The organism is Clostridium celatum, assembly GCF_021412605.1.
Lineage (GTDB): Bacteria > Bacillota > Clostridia > Clostridiales > Clostridiaceae > Clostridium > Clostridium celatum.
Map to the genome: position 1 here is coordinate 22,176 of NZ_JAJKGM010000032.1, position 18,565 is coordinate 40,740.

The 18,565-nt window shown below is 29.7% G+C and carries 11 protein-coding genes; all 11 read left to right on the plus strand.

The window, feature by feature from the left end; genetic code table 11:
- Nucleotides 1-36: 36 nt before the first annotated feature.
- The 11 genes from LPC13_RS12465 to rlmD all read left to right on the plus strand — a co-directional run bounded on the left by LPC13_RS12465 (nucleotide 37) and on the right by rlmD (nucleotide 18,092).
- On the plus strand, nucleotides 37-1,257 hold the full coding sequence (locus tag LPC13_RS12465; RefSeq protein ID WP_195244580.1) for an FtsW/RodA/SpoVE family cell cycle protein: 1,221 nt from the start codon (nucleotides 37-39) through the stop codon (nucleotides 1,255-1,257).
- A 3-nt stretch (nucleotides 1,258-1,260) separates the two neighbouring features.
- Nucleotides 1,261-2,814, plus strand: coding sequence for a peptidoglycan D,D-transpeptidase FtsI family protein (locus LPC13_RS12470; protein WP_195244581.1), 1,554 nt, complete (start codon nucleotides 1,261-1,263; stop codon nucleotides 2,812-2,814).
- 168 nt (nucleotides 2,815-2,982) lie between these two features.
- Nucleotides 2,983-4,848: an excinuclease ABC subunit UvrC gene (gene uvrC / locus LPC13_RS12475; RefSeq protein WP_195244601.1), complete on the plus strand. Its 1,866-nt coding sequence runs from the start codon at nucleotides 2,983-2,985 to the stop codon at nucleotides 4,846-4,848.
- A gap of 80 nt (nucleotides 4,849-4,928) precedes the next feature.
- A complete protein-coding gene (murB, locus tag LPC13_RS12480) occupies nucleotides 4,929-5,843 on the plus strand; it encodes a UDP-N-acetylmuramate dehydrogenase (protein ID WP_005212180.1) in 915 nt (304 codons plus the stop codon).
- A gap of 170 nt (nucleotides 5,844-6,013) precedes the next feature.
- Entirely contained in the window at nucleotides 6,014-6,898 is an 885-nt protein-coding gene (gene rapZ, locus LPC13_RS12485) for an RNase adapter RapZ (RefSeq protein WP_005212178.1), read from the plus strand.
- A complete protein-coding gene (gene yvcK, locus LPC13_RS12490) occupies nucleotides 6,892-8,220 on the plus strand; it encodes a uridine diphosphate-N-acetylglucosamine-binding protein YvcK (RefSeq protein ID WP_040419061.1) in 1,329 nt (442 codons plus the stop codon). The genes rapZ and yvcK overlap by 7 nt, the downstream gene beginning before the upstream one ends.
- A 425-nt stretch (nucleotides 8,221-8,645) precedes the next feature.
- A complete protein-coding gene (gene whiA / locus LPC13_RS12495) occupies nucleotides 8,646-9,596 on the plus strand; it encodes a DNA-binding protein WhiA (protein WP_195244582.1) in 951 nt (316 codons plus the stop codon).
- 91 nt (nucleotides 9,597-9,687) lie between these two features.
- Nucleotides 9,688-13,242, plus strand: coding sequence for a DNA polymerase III subunit alpha (locus LPC13_RS12500; RefSeq protein ID WP_040419059.1), 3,555 nt, complete (start codon nucleotides 9,688-9,690; stop codon nucleotides 13,240-13,242).
- A gap of 505 nt (nucleotides 13,243-13,747) precedes the next feature.
- Nucleotides 13,748-14,707: a 6-phosphofructokinase gene (gene pfkA, locus LPC13_RS12505; RefSeq protein ID WP_005212150.1), complete on the plus strand. Its 960-nt coding sequence runs from the start codon at nucleotides 13,748-13,750 to the stop codon at nucleotides 14,705-14,707.
- Nucleotides 14,708-14,794: 87 nt separating this feature from the next.
- Nucleotides 14,795-16,207: a pyruvate kinase gene (pyk, locus tag LPC13_RS12510; protein WP_005212148.1), complete on the plus strand. Its 1,413-nt coding sequence runs from the start codon at nucleotides 14,795-14,797 to the stop codon at nucleotides 16,205-16,207.
- Nucleotides 16,208-16,721: 514 nt separating this feature from the next.
- Nucleotides 16,722-18,092, plus strand: a complete 1,371-nt coding sequence (gene rlmD / locus LPC13_RS12515; protein WP_040419056.1) for a 23S rRNA (uracil(1939)-C(5))-methyltransferase RlmD — start codon at nucleotides 16,722-16,724, stop codon at nucleotides 18,090-18,092.
- The last annotated feature ends 473 nt before the right edge of the window (nucleotides 18,093-18,565 follow it).

Sequence of the window (18,565 nt, forward strand, 5' to 3'; positions counted from 1 at the left end):
GAAAAGGTGTTTCATTTAAATAATAGAGGTGAATTTATGAAGGCATTAAAGCAAGAAAAAAGATTATTAAGAATGATATATTTGCTATGCTTATTACTTTTCACTGTTTTAGGCTTTATAGAAAAGCCTTTTGATAAATTTGCAATAATTATGGGAGTAGTCTTATGTGTTTTAATAGGCTATTCCCACTTTGTAATTAGAAGATTTTTTCCAGATGGGGACAAATTCATATTAAATTTTGCAAGTGTATTAGCAGTAGTAGGAATAGCAACGTTATATAGGATAGATAAAATAACCGCAATTAAACAGTTAATTTGGGTTACAGTTGGAATTGTTGGTTACATATTAATAGTAGTTATATTGCCAGATTTGAAGAGTTTTGCAAAGTATAGAAAGCAATTTATGATAGTTACAATTGTAATAATGCCACTTGCACTGATATTTGGTAGCACATTTGGAGGAGCAAAGAACTGGATTGCAATTGGTCCATTTATGCTTCAACCATCAGAATTTGGTAAAATAGCTCTAGTTTTATATTTAGCTTCAGCACTAGCAACATATGAAAATAAACAGAATTTTAAAGAGGATTTTAAGCAATTATTAGAACCAGCATTAGTAGCGATATTTTCTTTAGGTTGTATGGTATTACAAGCAGATTTAGGTACCACTTTAATATTTTTTGGTATTTCAATAACATTATTATATGTTGCAACATCAAAGAAAAAGTATGTGTTTACAGCTTTAGGATTATCAGTAATAGGAGCTATAGGGGGATATTTAGTATTTCCACATGTTCAAAGAAGAGTTATGATTTGGAAAAACTTGTGGGAATATAAATATGATGAATCACTTCAAATAGTTCAAGGTTTATATGGAATTTCTGCTGGTGGATTTACTGGAACAGGATTAGGGCAAGGATATATAGATAGTTTACCAGTAAGTGATAGTGATATGATTTATGCAGTAATATGCCAAGAGTTTGGGATAATATTTGCAATAGGAATAATGATAATATACTTCTTATTGTTCTATAGAGGAATAAGAGCAGCATTTATAACTAATGATAAATATTCACAGTTAATAGCAGTAGGATTTAGTACTATGATAGCTTGTCAAACATTAGTTATTATAGGTGGAATATTCTCAGTTATACCATTAACAGGTATAACTCTACCAATAATAAGTTATGGTGGATCATCAGTACTAACAATATTCTTTGCGTTAGGAATATTACAAAAGATTTCGGAGGAGGCATAGGATATGAATGATTTAGCTAAGAGTGTAAAAAATGTAATGACAATTTTTCTTTTTTGCTTTATAGCATTGATATCCTATATAGCATATTTTCAAATTTTTAAAGCGCCAGAAATAAATGCAATGCCAGGAAATACTATAGTTATGGCAAAGCAAAATGAAGTTTTAAGAGGAACTATATATGATAGAAATGGAGAAGCACTTACAGCAAGTGAAAAAACAAGTGAAACAACTCAAGATAGAACCTATCTTCAGGGAGATTTATTTGTTCATCCTTTAGGTTATGTAAGTTCAATATATGGAATAACAGGATTAGAAGAAGAGTATAATGATGAACTTACTAACTACAATATGTTTGGAAATAATTTTAGAAACTTTTTATCTAGTATAGATATTAAAGGACTTATATCAAATATTAAAAGCGATAAAGAGTCTACAGGAAGTGTTAATTTTAAAGAAAACTTCAATGAATTTATTAGTGAAATTAAATTTAATGAAATATTAGGTGAATCAGATAAAGTAGGAAATGGTGTAGTCACAACATTAGATACTACCTTACAAAGAGTTGCATATGATGCACTAGGAGATAATAGGGGTGCAGTAGTTGCAATAAACCCTAAAACTGGAGAGATATTAGCAATGGTATCAAAACCAAGTTACAATCCTAATGATTTAGATAGTGCAATGGAAGCAGCAAATGCAGGTAGTGCTGATGATACGCCATTAATAAATAGAGCTATAGATGGTATATATCCACCAGGTTCAGTATTTAAAACAGTAACATTAACAAGTGCTTTAGAAAATATACCTGGAGTTACAGAAGAAATATTCCATGATACAGGAAAAATTGAATTTGAAGATGGAACAACTTTAAATAATTATGCTTATCAAGCACATGGAGATATTGATTTAAAGTATGCATATAGAGTTTCAAGTAATTTTGTTTTTGGAACATTAGCAATGGAACTTGGAAATGATAAGTTAAAGGCAACTGCAGAGGATTTTGGATTTAACTCAGTAATTAGAGGACCAGGAGTAACTATATCTGCTAGTACATTTCCAACTTTAAATAGCTCAGAACTTGGTAATATGGCACAAAGTGGTATAGGTCAAGGTGCTGTTTTAGCAACTCCTATGCAAATGGCATTAGTAGCAGCAACAGTAGGAAATGATGGAGTTTTAATGACACCTAAATTAGTTAATTCTGTTGTTGATAAAGATAAAAATACTATTAAAACAGTAGATAGCAAAGAATTAAGGCAAGTTATGTCTGTAGAGGATGCACAAACAGTTCAAAGTTATATGAAATATTTAATTGATAATAATTTATGGAGATGGCCTGCATTTGAAGGAACTAATGCTGGTGGAAAAACAGGTACTGCAGATTATACATTAGAAGATGGAACTGAAGCAGTACCACATGGATGGTTTATTTCAGTAGCACCTATGGATGATCCACAAATAGCAGTAGCTGTCATAGTTGAAAATGGTGAAAGTGGAGCAGGATCAGCAGCCATAATAGCAAGTCAAGTAGTAAGGCAAGCAGTTTTAGGATACTAGAAGTAGTTAGATGTTAAGAGTTAGTGGTTAGGAATTGATGATAAAACTATGTACTTAAATTAAAAAAATATATATTTTAAAGTTAAAAAAGTTAATTTCATTCCTTAAACTACTAACTTCCTAGCTTCCTAGCTAGAAATCTAAACTATATAAAACGGAGGTGTTTTTATTTTTGATTTTGAGTATCATTTAAAGAATTTACCAGATAAGCCTGGTGTTTATTTAATGAAGAATTCTTTAGGTGAAGTAATTTATGTTGGAAAAGCTAAAATTTTAAAGAATCGTGTTAAAAGTTATTTTCAAAATTCGAAAAATCACTCTGAAAAAGTTAGAGTTATGGTGAAAAATATTGCTGAATTTGAGTATATAGTTACTGATTCTGAAATGGAAGCATTAATATTAGAGTGTAATTTAATAAAGAAATATAGTCCCAAATATAATATACTATTAAAGGATGATAAATTTTATCCTTTTATAAAGATAACAATAAAGGATGATTTTCCTAGAGTTTTTGTAACGAGAAATTATGCTAAGGATGGTAGCAAATATTTTGGCCCATATACAAATGGGACAGCCGTTTACGAAACTATAAATTTAATAAACAAGATTTTTCCATTAAGAACTTGCAAATTAGCTATAAGAGAAAATGGTGAGAAGGTAAGGCCTTGCTTAAATTACCATATAAAAAAATGTTTAGGACCATGTGGTGGGCATGTATCAAAAGAACAATACGGAAAGATGATAAGTGATATTATAGACATACTTAGTGGAAAAGATACGTACATAACTAAAATGCTAAAAGCCGATATGGAAAAAGCAGCAGAAGAATTAGAATTTGAAAAGGCAGCGGCCTTAAGAGATAAAATACTATCAATAGAAGCTATAGTGGAGAAACAAAAGATATTTAAAACTATGGAAGGTGATGAGGATTTTATCAATATTGATTTTGATGAAAAAGATAGTTGTATTCAAGTATTTTTCTCAAGAGATGGAAAAGTAATTGGTAGAGAACATTTTATATTTGAAAATACTGCAAATGAGTCTATTGAAGAAATGCTTGAGGAATTTATAACATCATTTTATGGAGGCACTGCTAAAGTACCTAAAACTATATATGTACCAGCGATTTCTGATAATGACTTAATAGAGGAATATTTAACAATTAAAAGAGGGTCAAAGGTTTGGGTAAAAGTTCCTCAAAAAGGTCAAAAGAAAGAAATGCTAGAAATGGTTAAGAGCAATGCAAAAATAACTTTAGAAAAATTTAAAGATAAATTCTTTAAGGAAAAAGAGATTAATAGAGTATCTTTAGAAGAACTTCAAAATCTATTGGATTTAGAAGAATGGCCTACTAGAATAGAGGCATATGATATTTCAAATATTCAAGGCGTTGATTCTGTTGGAACAATGATAGTATTTGAAGAAGGAAGAGCTAAAAATAGTGATTACAGAAGATTTAGAATCAAAACTGTAAAGGGTGCTAATGATTATGAGAGTATGAGAGAAATACTTACTAGAAGATTTAATCATGGTTTAGAGGAAATAAAAGCTATTCAAGAGAGGGAACTAAAATTCTCCGCAGGAAAATTTTCGAACTTTCCAGATTTAATAATGATGGATGGTGGAAAAGGACAGATTAATGTTGCATTAGAGGTTCTACAAAGCTTAAATATAGACATACCTGTATGTGGTCTTGTTAAAGATGATAAGCACCAAACAAGGGGGATTATATATAATAATAAAGAGTTAATTATTAATAGAAGTTCTAATTTAATGCAACTTATAAGAAGAATCCAAGATGAGGTGCATAGATTTGCAATAACATATCATAGAAGTTTAAGAGATAAAAGAACATTACATTCCATATTAGATGACATACCTTATGTTGGAGAAAAAAGACGAAGAGCTTTGCTTTTAAAGTTTGGTAGTGTAGATAATATAAAGAAAGCTACAATAGAAGAATTATTGGAAACACCATCAATAGATAAAAAATCGGCAGAAAGTATTTTTATTTACTTTAATGGCAATAATTAAAATAAATTCACTTGTTTAATAGCATAAATTAATTTATACTATTAAACTATAAAATAATTTGTAGTTTAAGGAGCTTATTAATGAATAAATACAGTAAATTTATAGGTTTATTTAATGAATTTTACAATGAAACAGATGTTAAAATAGATGAAAAGTTAAGTGGATATGTTAATTTTAAAGTTGGAGGACCAGCAGACATATTATTGATTCCTGAAAATGAAGAACAAGTATTAAAGAGCATTAATATTTGTAAAGAAAATAACATTCCATTTTATGTTATAGGTAACGGTTCTAATATATTAGTTAGAGATGGTGGATTTAGAGGTGTAGTTATATCATTAAAGAAGGTTAATAATATAACAGTAAAAGATGATAAAATAATAGCTGAATGTGGTGCTATGTTAAAGGCTGTTTCAGATAAAGCAATGGAAAATTCACTAACAGGATTTGAATTTGCTTGTGGAATTCCAGGGACTATAGGTGGTGCTGTATTTATGAATGCAGGAGCTTACGATGGAGAAATATCTCATGTAATTGAGAGTGCAGATGTAATAAATGAAGACGGAAAAGTAGTTACTCTTACAAAAGATGAGTTAGATTTTGGATATAGATCATCACTAGTGATGAAAAAAGGATATGTAGTATTATCTGCCACTTTTGCTTTAAAAAAAGGTACAGTTAAAACTATTAAAGAGTTAATTGATGATTTAACAAATAAGAGAGAGTCAAAACAACCACTTGAGTATCCATCAGCAGGAAGTACATTTAAGAGACCTACAGGTTACTTTGCAGGAAAACTTATACAAGATGCTGGATTAAAAGGTTATTCTATAGGTGGAGCAGCTGTTTCAGAAAAGCATTCTGGATTTGTTATAAATAAAGGAAATGCTACAGCTAAAGATATTACAGATTTAATAAAATACATTCAAGATGAAGTAAAAAGACAATTTGGTGTAGATCTTCATCCTGAAGTTAGAATAATAGGTGAAGAATAAAAAGTTGCTATTTAGCAACTTTTTTCATTTATTATTTGAAGAATATTGATAATAAGAAATTAGTAATAATAAAATATAAAATTTTAGGTTTTAGATAAGCATTTAGAAATAAGTAGTATGTTATAATGAAGTTATACTAGCAGTAAAAAACAGGATTTTGGAGGTATTAGATGAGATTTATTATAGTAACAGGATTATCAGGTGCAGGTAAGTCAGAAGCTACTAAAAGCTTAGAAGATATGGGGTATTTTTGTGTAGATAATTTACCACCAACTTTAATAACAAAATTTGCTGAAGCTTGCAGTCAAAGCGCTGGTAAAATAGACAAGGTTGCTTTAGTTATAGATATTAGAGGGGGAGTTTTCTTTAATGATTTATTCCAAAGTTTAAAGGAGTTATCTAAAGAACAATTTAAATATGAAATTCTATTTTTAGATGCAAGTGATGAAGTTCTTGTAAAAAGATTTAAAGAAAAGAGAAGAAGTCATCCGTTAGCTGGAAATGGTAGAGTTATAAAGGGAATTGAACTTGAAAGAGAAAAATTAAGAGAAGTAAAGGAAAATGCAGATATAATAATAGATACATCAAAATATAAAATTGGTGATTTAAGAGAAGAAATGACTAAAAGATTTGGTGATGAAATCATTCCAGAAAAACAAATGGCAATTACTGTGTTAAGTTTTGGTTTTAAGTATGGAATACCAGTAGATTCAGATTTAGTTTTTGATGTTAGATTTATACCAAATCCATTCTATATACCAGAATTAAAGCCTTTTTCAGGTTTAGATAAGCCTGTTAATGATTATGTATTAGAACAAGAAGAAACTATAGAATTCTTAGAAAAACTAAATGGCATGTTAGATTTCTTAATACCTAATTATAAAAAGGAAGGTAAGAGACAACTTATAGTTGCTATTGGATGTACAGGCGGTAGACATAGATCTGTAGCTATAGCTAATGAAATTTACAAAAGTTTACACGAGAAAAATTATAATGTATATATAGAGCATAGAGATATAAAAGAGGATGTTCATAAAGGGGATAAGAAATTATGATAATGGATTTTTTGATGAAACCAGGTATAAAAATTAAAAGATGGTTATTTACTGGTTTTATTGGATTAGTAATTTTGATATTTGGAATAATTAGATTAATTTCAAGTGTTGATAATACTTTAAGCCGAAAGGTTTTTAGTTTGTTTTTAACAATATTAGGAATTGTAATAATGGTTATTTCACTTTCTGAAATTATTAAATCTTCAATAGCATTAATTAATAGTGAAAAGGTTAAAATTACAATTAGCAATAAGAATATTGAAGAGTTAGTTGATGAAAAAAGAGTTCATGTCAATGGACCTAAGGTGGTAGTTATAGGTGGGGGAACTGGGCTTTCTACTATGCTTAGAGGACTTAAGCTTTACACAGATAATATAACAGCAATAGTAACTGTTGGTGATGATGGTGGTGGTTCAGGAAAGCTTAGGGCTGACCTTGGTATGCTTCCACCAGGGGATATACGTAACTGTATATTAGCTTTAGCAGATACTGAACCAATAATGGAGGATTTACTAAAATATAGATTTACAGAGGGAACGTTAAAAGGTCAAAACTTTGGTAATTTATTTTTAGCAGCAATGGCTGGAATAAGTGAGAATTTTGAAGATGCAGTACAAAAGATGAGTTCAGTACTTGCAGTAACAGGAAAGGTATTACCTGTTACTTTAGATGATATGAAATTAATAGCAGAGCTTGAAAATGGTAATATTATAGAAGGTGAGTCAATAATACCTAGTGAGGCTTTAAAACAAAATAGTAGAATAAAGACTCTTAAAATTAATCCAGAAAAAGCGAAACCGTTAGTAGATGCATTAATGGCTATAGAAGATGCCGATGCAATTATTATGGGGCCTGGAAGTCTTTATACTAGTATAATTCCTAATCTTTTAGTTGAAGATATTGTAGAAAGTATAGGAAGAAGTAATGCTATTAAAATTTATGTTTCTAATGTTATGACTCAACCAGGCGAAACAGATGATTTTACAGTATCAGATCATATTAAAACATTAATGAAATATAGTGGAAAAGACAGTGTGCAATATGTAATTGCTAATAATGGAACTATACCTAAAGATATTGAAGAAAGATATAAAAATGAAGGTTCAAAATTAGTGCAATTAGATTATGAAGAAATAGACAAATTAGGTGTTGAGGTTATAGAAACAGATTTAGTTAAAATAACAAAAGGATACGTAAAACACGATTCAAAGCATTTAGCACAAATATTAATGACTACTATCTTAGATAAGAAATTACTTTATGATAGAAAGAAAATAATTGAGTATATGTACGTATCAAAGAAGATATCAAAGAAAAAATAGAACTTTTATTGCAAATAAAAATTAAATGAAAAAGTATTGATATAATATTTTAGCAATAATTTTATATTTAGTTTAAGGAAGATTGATTAAGTTTTTAGTCATTTTATCGATTGAGTTGGCTATTAATTCAATTTTTCTTTTACTAAGTATTAAATTAGAATTTAGCATATATGTTGCGTTGATTTATATCAATATTTTTCAAATTTAAATTTAAATTTTGAGGAAAAGTTATTTAAGATAATGGTATTGATATAGTGATATAAAAATGAAATATAGATATTAATATTTATATAAAAATGAGTGTTTGAAATTTAGTTATTAATATAATAGTATTTATTAAAGTTTCCAATATTATAGTATGACACATACGGCACAGTTTATGATATAATGAAATATATTATTTAAGTAGTGAGGAGAATTAGTAAATGTCGTTTTCAGCGAAAGTAAAGGGAGAAATATGTAGGTACATAGACATATCTAAAGAGGAAGCTTTAGCAGAGCTTTCAGCAATAATGAAGGGTAGTGGAACTATAGGGTTTAGTGGGAAAGGTCTTAGCTTTAGAATAACAACGGAAAATCCAGCTTCAGCAAGACATATCTTCACTATATTAAAGGAACACTTTGATATACATTCAAAATTAATGGTTAAGAAGAGTAATTCGTTAAAGAAGAATAATATATATATGGTTTTAATAGAAGAGGAAATGGGCGTTAGGGATTTATTAACAGAAACAGGAATATTTAAAGAAATTGATGGAGTATTAACTCTTGATTATAAAATAGATCCAGAAATGGTTAGGACAGAAGAATGCAAAAAAGCATATATTAGAGGTGCGTTTATAGGGGGAGGAAGTATTACTAATCCTGAAAAAACATATCATTTAGAATTTGTAACTCATAGTGAGGAGTATGCAATTGATTTGTGTAAACTTATCAATTCTTTTGGGTTAAACTCTAAAGTTATTCAAAGAAAAAATAGCTTTATAATATATATAAAAGAAGGTGAGCAAATAGTTGACCTTTTAAACATTGTTGGTGCTCATACGTCATTACTGGAACTTGAAAATATAAGAATAATGAAGGAAATGAGAAATAATGTAAATAGACTTGTTAATTGTGAAACGGCTAATCTTAGTAAAACAGTAAATGCAGCAGTAAGACAAGTTGAAAGTATAAAGCTTATTCAAAGTACCATAGGACTTAAAAGATTACCTAAAAATCTTCAAGAAGTTGCAGAACTTAGATTAAGTTATCCAGACGAATCACTTAAGGAATTAGGTGAAATGCTAGATCCACCAGTAGGTAAATCCGGAATAAATCATAGATTAAGAAAAATAGAAAAAATAGCAGAAGAAATTAGAAGTGGAAATTATTAATTTATTAATAGTGAAAAGATAAAAAGGAAAATCTTTAAATAGCTTTAATTTTTAGCTTTTCACTTTTAGTTTTCCAAAGGGGGTGTTTTTATTGAAAAATAAGGAGTTTTGTCATCTCCATTTGCATACAGAATATAGTTTGCTTGATAGTTCTGCTAAGATAAAAAAAGTTATTAGTAGAGCTAAAGAGCTTGGGATGAAAAGTATAGCAATTACTGATCATGGTGTTATGTATGGATGTGTAGCTTTTTATAAAGAGGCTATAGAACAAGGAATTAAACCTATACTTGGTTGTGAAGTTTATGTTGCGGGCAAGTCTATGGACATTAAAATCAATGATAAAGATAATGGTACATATCATTTAGTTTTATTAGTAAAGAATGAAGTTGGATATAAGAATTTAATGGAAATAGTATCAGCAGCATCTATTGATGGTTTTTATTATAAACCGAGAGTTGACCATGAGTTTTTAAGAAAACATAGTGAAGGGTTAATAGCTTTAAGTGCTTGTCTTGGTGGAGAAGTTCAAAAAAATTTATTAAATGAGAATTACGAAAAAGCTAAAGAAGTAGCTCTTATGTATAGAGACATATTTAAAGATGGCTTTTATTTAGAAATACAAGATCATGGAATGGAAGAGCAAAGAAAGGTTACAGAAGGAAACATTAAGTTATCTAGAGAAACGGGTATACCTTTAATTGCAACAAATGATGTTCACTATATAAAGCAAGAAGATTCAACGGCTCATGATATTCTTATGTGTATTCAAACTGGTAAAACTGTAGATGATGAAAATAGAAGAAGATATCCTTCAAATCAATTCTATTTAAAATCACCAGAAGAAATGTGGGATATGTTTTCTTACGTTCCAGAAGCATTAGAAAACACAGTTAAGATTGCAGAAGAGTGTAATTTTGATTATGAATTCCATGTATCTAAGTTACCTAATTTCCCTGTTCCAGAGGAGTATAAAACTCATTTTGATTACTTAGAAGAAGTTTGTTTTGATGGACTTGTTGAAAGATACGATGTATTTGATGAGTTTAGGGGGAAGCCTATAGATGTTAGTGCAATAAATGAGTTTAGTAAAAGTAATGAAGAAGCAAAATGTTATGTTGATAGACTTAATTATGAGCTTGGAGTAATTAATCAAATGGGATATGTTGATTATTTCTTGATTACATGGGATTTTATTAAATACTCAAATGATCATGGAATACCAACAGGACCAGGTAGAGGATCTGCTGCAGGTTCAATTGTTGCTTATACTCTTGGAATAACAAAAATTAACCCAATAAAATATAGTTTGCTATTTGAACGTTTCCTTAATCCAGAACGTGTGAGTATGCCTGATATAGATTCGGATTTTTGTTATGAAAGAAGACAAGAAGTAATTGACTATGTTGTTGATAAGTATGGAGTAAAAAATGTATCACAGATAATTACATTTGGTACAATGGCAGCTAGATTATGTTTAAGAGATGTAGGAAGGGCTATGAATTATTCTTATGCAGAAGTTGATAGAATAGCTAAGATGATTCCTACAATGCTTGGAATAACTATAGAAAAGGCATTAGATTTAAATCCAGAACTTAAGGCAGCATATGAAAGTGAAGATAGAGTAAAAACACTAATTGATGTTAGTAGAACTTTAGAGGGGTTACCTAGACATTCATCAACTCATGCTGCAGGTGTAGTTATAGCATCTAAGCCATTAGTTGAATATGTACCACTTCAAAGAAATGAAGACATGATAGTAACTCAATTTGATATGACAACATTAGAAGAACTTGGTCTTCTAAAGATGGATTTCCTTGGACTTAGAACTTTAACAGTTATGAGTGATGCTGTTAAGATGATTAAAGAAAATCGCGGAGTAGATATTGATTTAGATAAGATAGATTTTGAAGATAAAAATGTTTATAACATGATTGGTGAAGGAAAGACTGCTGGTGTATTCCAATTAGAATCTCCAGGAATGACATCATTCATGAAAGAATTAAAACCTGACTGCTTAGAAGATATTATAGCCGGTATATCTCTATATAGACCAGGTCCAATGTCAGAAATTCCAAGATATATAGAAGGTAAAAGAAATAAAGACAGTGTGCATTATGAGACACCAGAACTGGAAAGTATACTAGATGTTACATATGGAGTAATGGTATATCAAGAGCAGGTAATGCAAATAGTTAGAGATCTAGGAGGATACTCACTAGGTAGAAGTGATATGGTTAGAAGAGCCATGTCAAAGAAAAAGCACAGCGTTATGGAGCAAGAAAGAAAGAATTTTATTTATGGAATAGTTGATGAAAATGGCAATGTAGAAGTTCCAGGTTGCTTGAGAAATGGTATAAGTGAAAAAGCGGCTAATGAAATTTTCGACCAAATGATGGACTTTGCTTCATATGCATTTAATAAGAGTCATGCTGCAGCATATGCAGTAATAGGATATCAAACAGCATATTTAATGCATTACTATCCAGTTGAAACTATAGCAGCAATGGTTAATTCTGTTATGGGTATAAATGAGAAGGTAGCACATTATATAAAATTTGCAGAAAGCTTAGGAATACAAGTGTTACCACCAGATATAAATGAAAGTTACTCAAAGTTCACAGTTAAAGATGATAGTATTAGATTTGGTCTTGCAGCAATAAAAAATGTTGGTGTAAATGTTGTTGAAGGAATTGTAGCAGCTAGAAAAGAAAAAGGTAATTTTGAATCATTAGTTGATTTTATAAACAAAATAGATTTATCAACTATAAATAAGAGAGCAGTAGAAAGCTTAATTAAAGCAGGAGCTTTTGATGAATTTAAAGTGTTTAGATCTAAGCTTTTAGCTGTCTATGAAAAGCTTATGGATAGTATATCAAATGAAAAGAAAAGAAATATAGATGGACAAATTAGTCTTTTTGGAATGGCTGAGGAAAGTATTAAAGCACCGGAAGTAAAATATCCAGATATTAAAGAGTTTGCTAAAAATAATTTATTATCAATGGAAAAAGAAATGACTGGGCTTTATATAACTGGTCATCCTTTAGATGAATATGAAAAGAGCTTAAAGGTAATGACATCAACAACAGTAGAAACTATTTTTAATTCCTATGAAGCTATAATGGATGGATTAGGTGATGATGAATATTTAATTCAAGATAATCAAAGAGTTGTTTTAGGTGGAATACTGGCTGAAGTAAATCAAAAAGTAACTAGAAATAATTCTATGATGGCATTTTTAAAGTTAGAAGATTTAAGTGGTGTTATTGAGGTTGTTGTGTTTCCTAAGACACTAGATAAAGTTAGAAATTTAATAACTTTAGACTCTATGGTAATAATAAAAGGTAGAGTTAGTATTAAGGAAGATGAAGAGCCAAAGCTTATATGTGAAAGTATTGAGCCTCTAGAAAAAGTAAATAGTGAAAAACTTTATTTAAGAGTAGAAAGCTTAGAAAAAGCTAAAGAAATTAAACCGCAGTTAGTGCAGATAGTGAATGAATATAGAGGAAATACACCTATATATGTATTTACAGCAAAAGATAGAAAGAATTATCGTATGCCAAAAGAAATGTGGGTTGATTTAAATAGTGATGTAGTTATTGAATTAATAAAAAGCTTTGGAGAAGAGAATGTTAAAATTGTGGAATAGATAATAATGCATAATTTTAATAAATATGAAAATTAGAAAAAATATTTATAAAGTTCTTAGCAATAAACTTTGCTAAGAACTTTATTTTTTTAATTTTGTGAAAAATTACAATATAAAATATATTATAAATTTTATAAAATAAAAGAGGAAAGATTTTTTAATAAAAAATAGAAAAATATTTATTATTTCAAGTGAATTTTAGTTAATTTTACTTAAAAGCTATAAATTTGATATTATGTATAAATGAAAACAGTCTATAAAAGAATTTGGCAAGCGTATATAATATATATTTTCAATAAATATAGGGTATAATATACACATAATAATTTAAATAATCGATAAATTTAGACAATTTGATGTTTATTTTAGTTGCATTACTTTCAGTTTACAAGTAAAATAAATAAGGTGGTAAAAAGTTTAATAATAAACAATGTAAGAATAATAAGGAATATTTCAAAGTGTGTGGACATGCAGAGTCCTTAGTAGTATCGAGGAGGAATATTTTATGAAAAAAATAGCTGTTTTAACAAGTGGTGGAGATGCTCCAGGAATGAATGCTGCAATAAGAGCAGTAGTAAGAACTGCAATACATAACGGTATTGAAGTTATGGGAGTACAAAGAGGATATGCTGGATTAATTAATGGTGAGTTATTCCCAATGAATAGATCATCAGTTTCAGATATAATTCAAAGAGGCGGTACAATTTTAAGAACTGCTAGATGTTTAGAATTTAAACAAGAAGAAGTAAGAAAAGAAGCTGCACAAATACTTGCAGATAATGGTGTAGATGCTTTAGTAGTTATCGGTGGAGATGGATCTTTCACTGGTGCTAAATTATTATCAAAACTAGGAGTTAAAACAATAGGTTTACCTGGTACTATAGATAATGATTTAACTTACACTGATTATACAATAGGATTTGACACAGCATTAAATACTGTAGTTGATGCTATAGATAAAATTAGAGATACATCAACTTCTCACGAAAGAGTATCTATTGTAGAAGTTATGGGTAGAAACTGTGGAGATATCGCTCTTCACACAGGTGTTGCATGTGGAGCTGAATACATAATTACACCTGAAAAAGGATATGACAAAGATGAATTATGTAAAGTTATCCTAGAAGGTAAGAAATCAGGAAAAATGCATAACCTAGTTTTACTTGCTGAAGGTGTTGGTGGCGCTTCAGAATTAGCTAAATACGTAGAAGCTCAAACAGGAATTGAAACTAGAGCAACTGTTTTAGGTCACATCCAAAGAGGTGGAAGCCCAAGTGCTTTTGATAGAGTTTTAGCTTCAAGAATGGGTTCAAAAGCAATTGAACTATTAATGGAAGGTAAGACTTCAAGAGTTGTTGGAATTAAAGACAACGAAATATTTGACCAAGACATAGATGAAGCTTTAGCATTAGATAGAAAATTTGATGAAAAATTATATGAAATTTCAGAAGAAATTTCTAAATAATTAAATTCTAATTTGTAAATTAGATTAATATACTAATAATTTTATTTTAAATACATTATGATTTTAGAGATTAAAGGAGAGTTTTAAATGAGAAAGACAAAGATCATTTGCACTATCGGTCCAGCTAGTGAAAACCCAGAAATATTATCACAAATAATAGAAGCAGGAATGAATGTTTCAAGACACAACTTCTCTCACGGAGATCATGAAGAACATGCAGCAAGAATAAACTTAGTTAAAGAATTAGCTAAGAAGCACAACAAAGAAATAGCTGTTATGTTAGATACAAAAGGACCAGAAATCAGAACTGGTAAATTTGAACCTAAGAAGGTTGAATTACAAGCAGGAGCTAAATTCACTGTTCATGCAGGTGGAGATGTTGTTGGTAACACTGAAGAGTGTTCAGTAACTTATGCTGGATTAGCTAATGATGTTAAACCAGGAGATACTATCCTTATCGATGACGGTTTAGTAGGATTAACAGTTGAATCTATAGAAGGAAACAAGATTCACTGTACAGTTCAAAACACAGGATTTGTTGCAACTCACAAAGGAGTTAACGTTCCAGGAGTTTCAATCAAATTACCAGCTTTAACTGAAAAAGATATAGCTGACTTAAAATTCGGTTGTGAAATCGGAGTTAACGCTGTTGCTGCATCATTCATAAGAAAAGCTTCAGACGTTGAAACTATAAGACAAATATTAAATGAAAATGGTGGAGAACACATCATGATCATTTCTAAGATAGAAAACCAAGAAGGTGTTGATAATATAGATGCTATATTAGAAGCTTCAGACGGTTTAATGGTTGCTAGAGGAGATTTAGGAGTTGAAATTCCATTCGAAAAGTTACCAGCTGTTCAAAAGATGATGATCGAAAAATGTAATGCTGCTGGAAAGCCAGTTGTTACTGCAACTCAAATGTTAGATTCAATGATGAGAAACCCAAGACCAACAAGAGCAGAAGTTTCTGACGTTGCTAACGCTATATTAGATGGAACAGATGCAATCATGTTATCTGGTGAATCAGCTAACGGAGATTGGCCAGTAGAATCAGTTCAAACTATGGCTAAGATAGCTGTTGAAACTGAAAAGAAATTAAGCTACGAAACTGCTGTTTCTAAAGCTAAATCTCACACTCCAGCTATATCAGGAGTTATATCAAGAGCTGCTTGCAATGCCGCTAACGAATTAAAAGCTGCTGCAATAGTTTCTTCAACTAAGAGTGGATCAACTGCTAAGAGAATTTCTCAATGCAGACCAGATTGTCCAATCGTAGCTGTAACTCCATGTGAAAAAGTTGCTAAGAGCTTAGCATTTAGCTTTGGAGTATATCCAGTTGTTGCTGAAGATCAAAATTCAACAGATGCTATGATGGCTAACGCTACTAAATTAGCTGTTGAAAATGGATTTGCTAAGGCTGGAGACACAGTTGTAATAGCCGCTGGATTAGACAAAGTTGGATCAACAAACCTTTTAAAAGTAAGCGTAGTTGAATAATTAACATAAAATAAGAAGTGTAATTTTACACTTCTTATTTTTTTATATTATGAATACTAAAAAAATAGAATTTTAACTTTCTAAAAATTAAAGTTATATAGTTATATAGTGAGTTTTACACAAGAAAATGAATAAAAAAATTCATGATATTTATAAAATACAAAGAAAAATGCAAGAAAGACTAGCAAAAATGGCTATTTTCATAAAAAGTTAACAAAAAGTTAACAATTGCTATTGCAATTTTAGGGTATAATTGATAATATCATAGAAGTTCGAAAGAATTAAAATGGTAAAGGCAACTGATTCATTACTTGGCACCGAAAGGTGTCTTTTTTTTTGAATAATAAACATACTAGAGTAGATATTATGAGATGAATTTAGCTATAAGTGATTAATATAAATCTTCTAAATTTGAAGATAAACTAAATTATTTCTTAATTTACTTTTATTATGTTATAATTTAATATACTTAAGGATAAACAGAACAAATTTAATTAAGTGATAGGTGATAGATTTGGTAGAAAAGAATAAAGAGTACATAGTAGATATAGTTTCTCAAGGATATGAAGGAGAAGGTATAGCTAAAATAAATGATAGTTATCCTATATTTATAGAAGGAGCATTAAAAGGCGAAAAAGTAAATGTTAGAATAGTAAAAGTTAAGAAGAATTTTGCTTATGGAAAGCTTATTAATATAATAGAACCTTCAGTTGAAAGATGTGAAACTAGTTGTAAAATACATAATAGATGTGGTGGATGTAAATTACAGCATTCAAAATATAATGAACAATTAAACTTTAAATTTGAGAGAGTTAAGGATTGTATAAGTAAAATAGGAAAATTAGATTCAAGCTTAGTTAAATTTCCATTAGGTATGGAAGAACCATGGAGATACAGAAATAAAGTTCAATTACCTATAGGATTAGTTAATGGAGAGTTAAAGATAGGTTTCTTTGCGCCAAGAAGTCATGAAATAATTGATATGGAAACATGTCTAATTCAAGATGAAATAGCAGATAAGGTAGTTGAATTAACAAGAGAATGGATAAAAAAATATAATATAAAACCATACAATATAGATGGAAATTATGATGAAACAGGAATTGTTAGACATATAATGATAAGACGTGGCTTTACTAGTAATGAAGTTATGGTAGTATTAGTGACAAATGGTGAAAATCTACCTTATAAACAGGAATTTATAAATTTAATAGTAGATAATATACCAGGAATTAAAAGTGTAATTCAAAATGTTAATTCTAAGCCTACTAATGTTATATTAGGTGAGAAGTGTATAACACTATGGGGTGAGCCAACTATAAGTGATTATATAGATAAATTTAGATTCAATATTTCACCATTATCATTCTTCCAAGTAAATCCTATTCAAACTGAAGTTTTATATGGCAAGGCTTTAGAGTATGCAGGACTTACTGGAGATGAAACTGTATTTGATGCATATTGTGGTACTGGAACTATTACATTATTCTTATCACAAAAGGCTAAAAAGGTTTATGGAGTAGAAATTATTCCACAAGCTATTGAAAATGCAAATATAAATGCTAGAGAAAACAATGTAGATAATGTAGAGTTCTTTGTTGGTGAATCAGAAGTTGTTATTCCAGATTTAATAAATAGCGGAGTAAAAGCTGATGTAGTAGTTGTAGATCCACCTAGAAAGGGCTGTGATATTAAATTATTAAATGCAATAACTAATATAGATGCAGAAAGAATAGTATATGTGAGCTGTGATCCAAGCACATTAGCTAGAGATTTAGCTATATTAGAGGAAAATGGATACAAAACAATAGAAGTTCAGCCAGTAGACATGTTCCCACATACCGCTCATATTGAGAACGTAGCTTTACTTATCAAGGAGAGATAGCGACGAAGATAAGTATTTAGCACGTTCCATACAAGGGATGTCAAAGAGCGAACAAAGTGAGTGAGTTGATACATTCTACTGCTGAGAACGTAGCTTTACTTATCAGGGAGAGAGAGCGACGAAGATAAGTATTTAGCACGTTCCATGCAAGGGATGTCAAAGAGCGAACAAAGTGAGTGAGTTGATACATCCTACTGCTGAGAACGTAGCTTTACTTATCAAGGAGACATTAAATTTTTAGTGAAATCATAGATTGAGCTTAGAATTTAAGTCCTCATTTCGTAGAGTAAGCGGAGAAATGTGTACATTAAACAATAGTAAGTATTTAGTAAATTTTTTAAGTAACCAATAGAGAATAAAAATATTTTAAAATACACATAATAATATTATGTGTATTTTCAGTTTGTTGAAAAACCCCCTGTTTAAAAACAGAGGGTTTTTCTATTATTAGTTGTGGATAAAATTTAATATTA

What these genes read in the sequence shown, in the direction of transcription:
- whiA (WP_195244582.1), top strand. Translation starts at nt 8,646, where the DNA reads ATGTCGTTTTCAGCGAAAGTAAAGGGAGAAATATGTAGGTACATAGAC.
- pyk (WP_005212148.1), top strand. Translation starts at nt 14,795, where the DNA reads ATGAGAAAGACAAAGATCATTTGCACTATCGGTCCAGCTAGTGAAAAC.
- pfkA (WP_005212150.1), top strand. Translation starts at nt 13,748, where the DNA reads ATGAAAAAAATAGCTGTTTTAACAAGTGGTGGAGATGCTCCAGGAATG.
- rapZ (WP_005212178.1), top strand. Translation starts at nt 6,014, where the DNA reads ATGAGATTTATTATAGTAACAGGATTATCAGGTGCAGGTAAGTCAGAA.
- LPC13_RS12470 (WP_195244581.1), top strand. Translation starts at nt 1,261, where the DNA reads ATGAATGATTTAGCTAAGAGTGTAAAAAATGTAATGACAATTTTTCTT.
- LPC13_RS12465 (WP_195244580.1), top strand. Translation starts at nt 37, where the DNA reads ATGAAGGCATTAAAGCAAGAAAAAAGATTATTAAGAATGATATATTTG.
- murB (WP_005212180.1), top strand. Translation starts at nt 4,929, where the DNA reads ATGAATAAATACAGTAAATTTATAGGTTTATTTAATGAATTTTACAAT.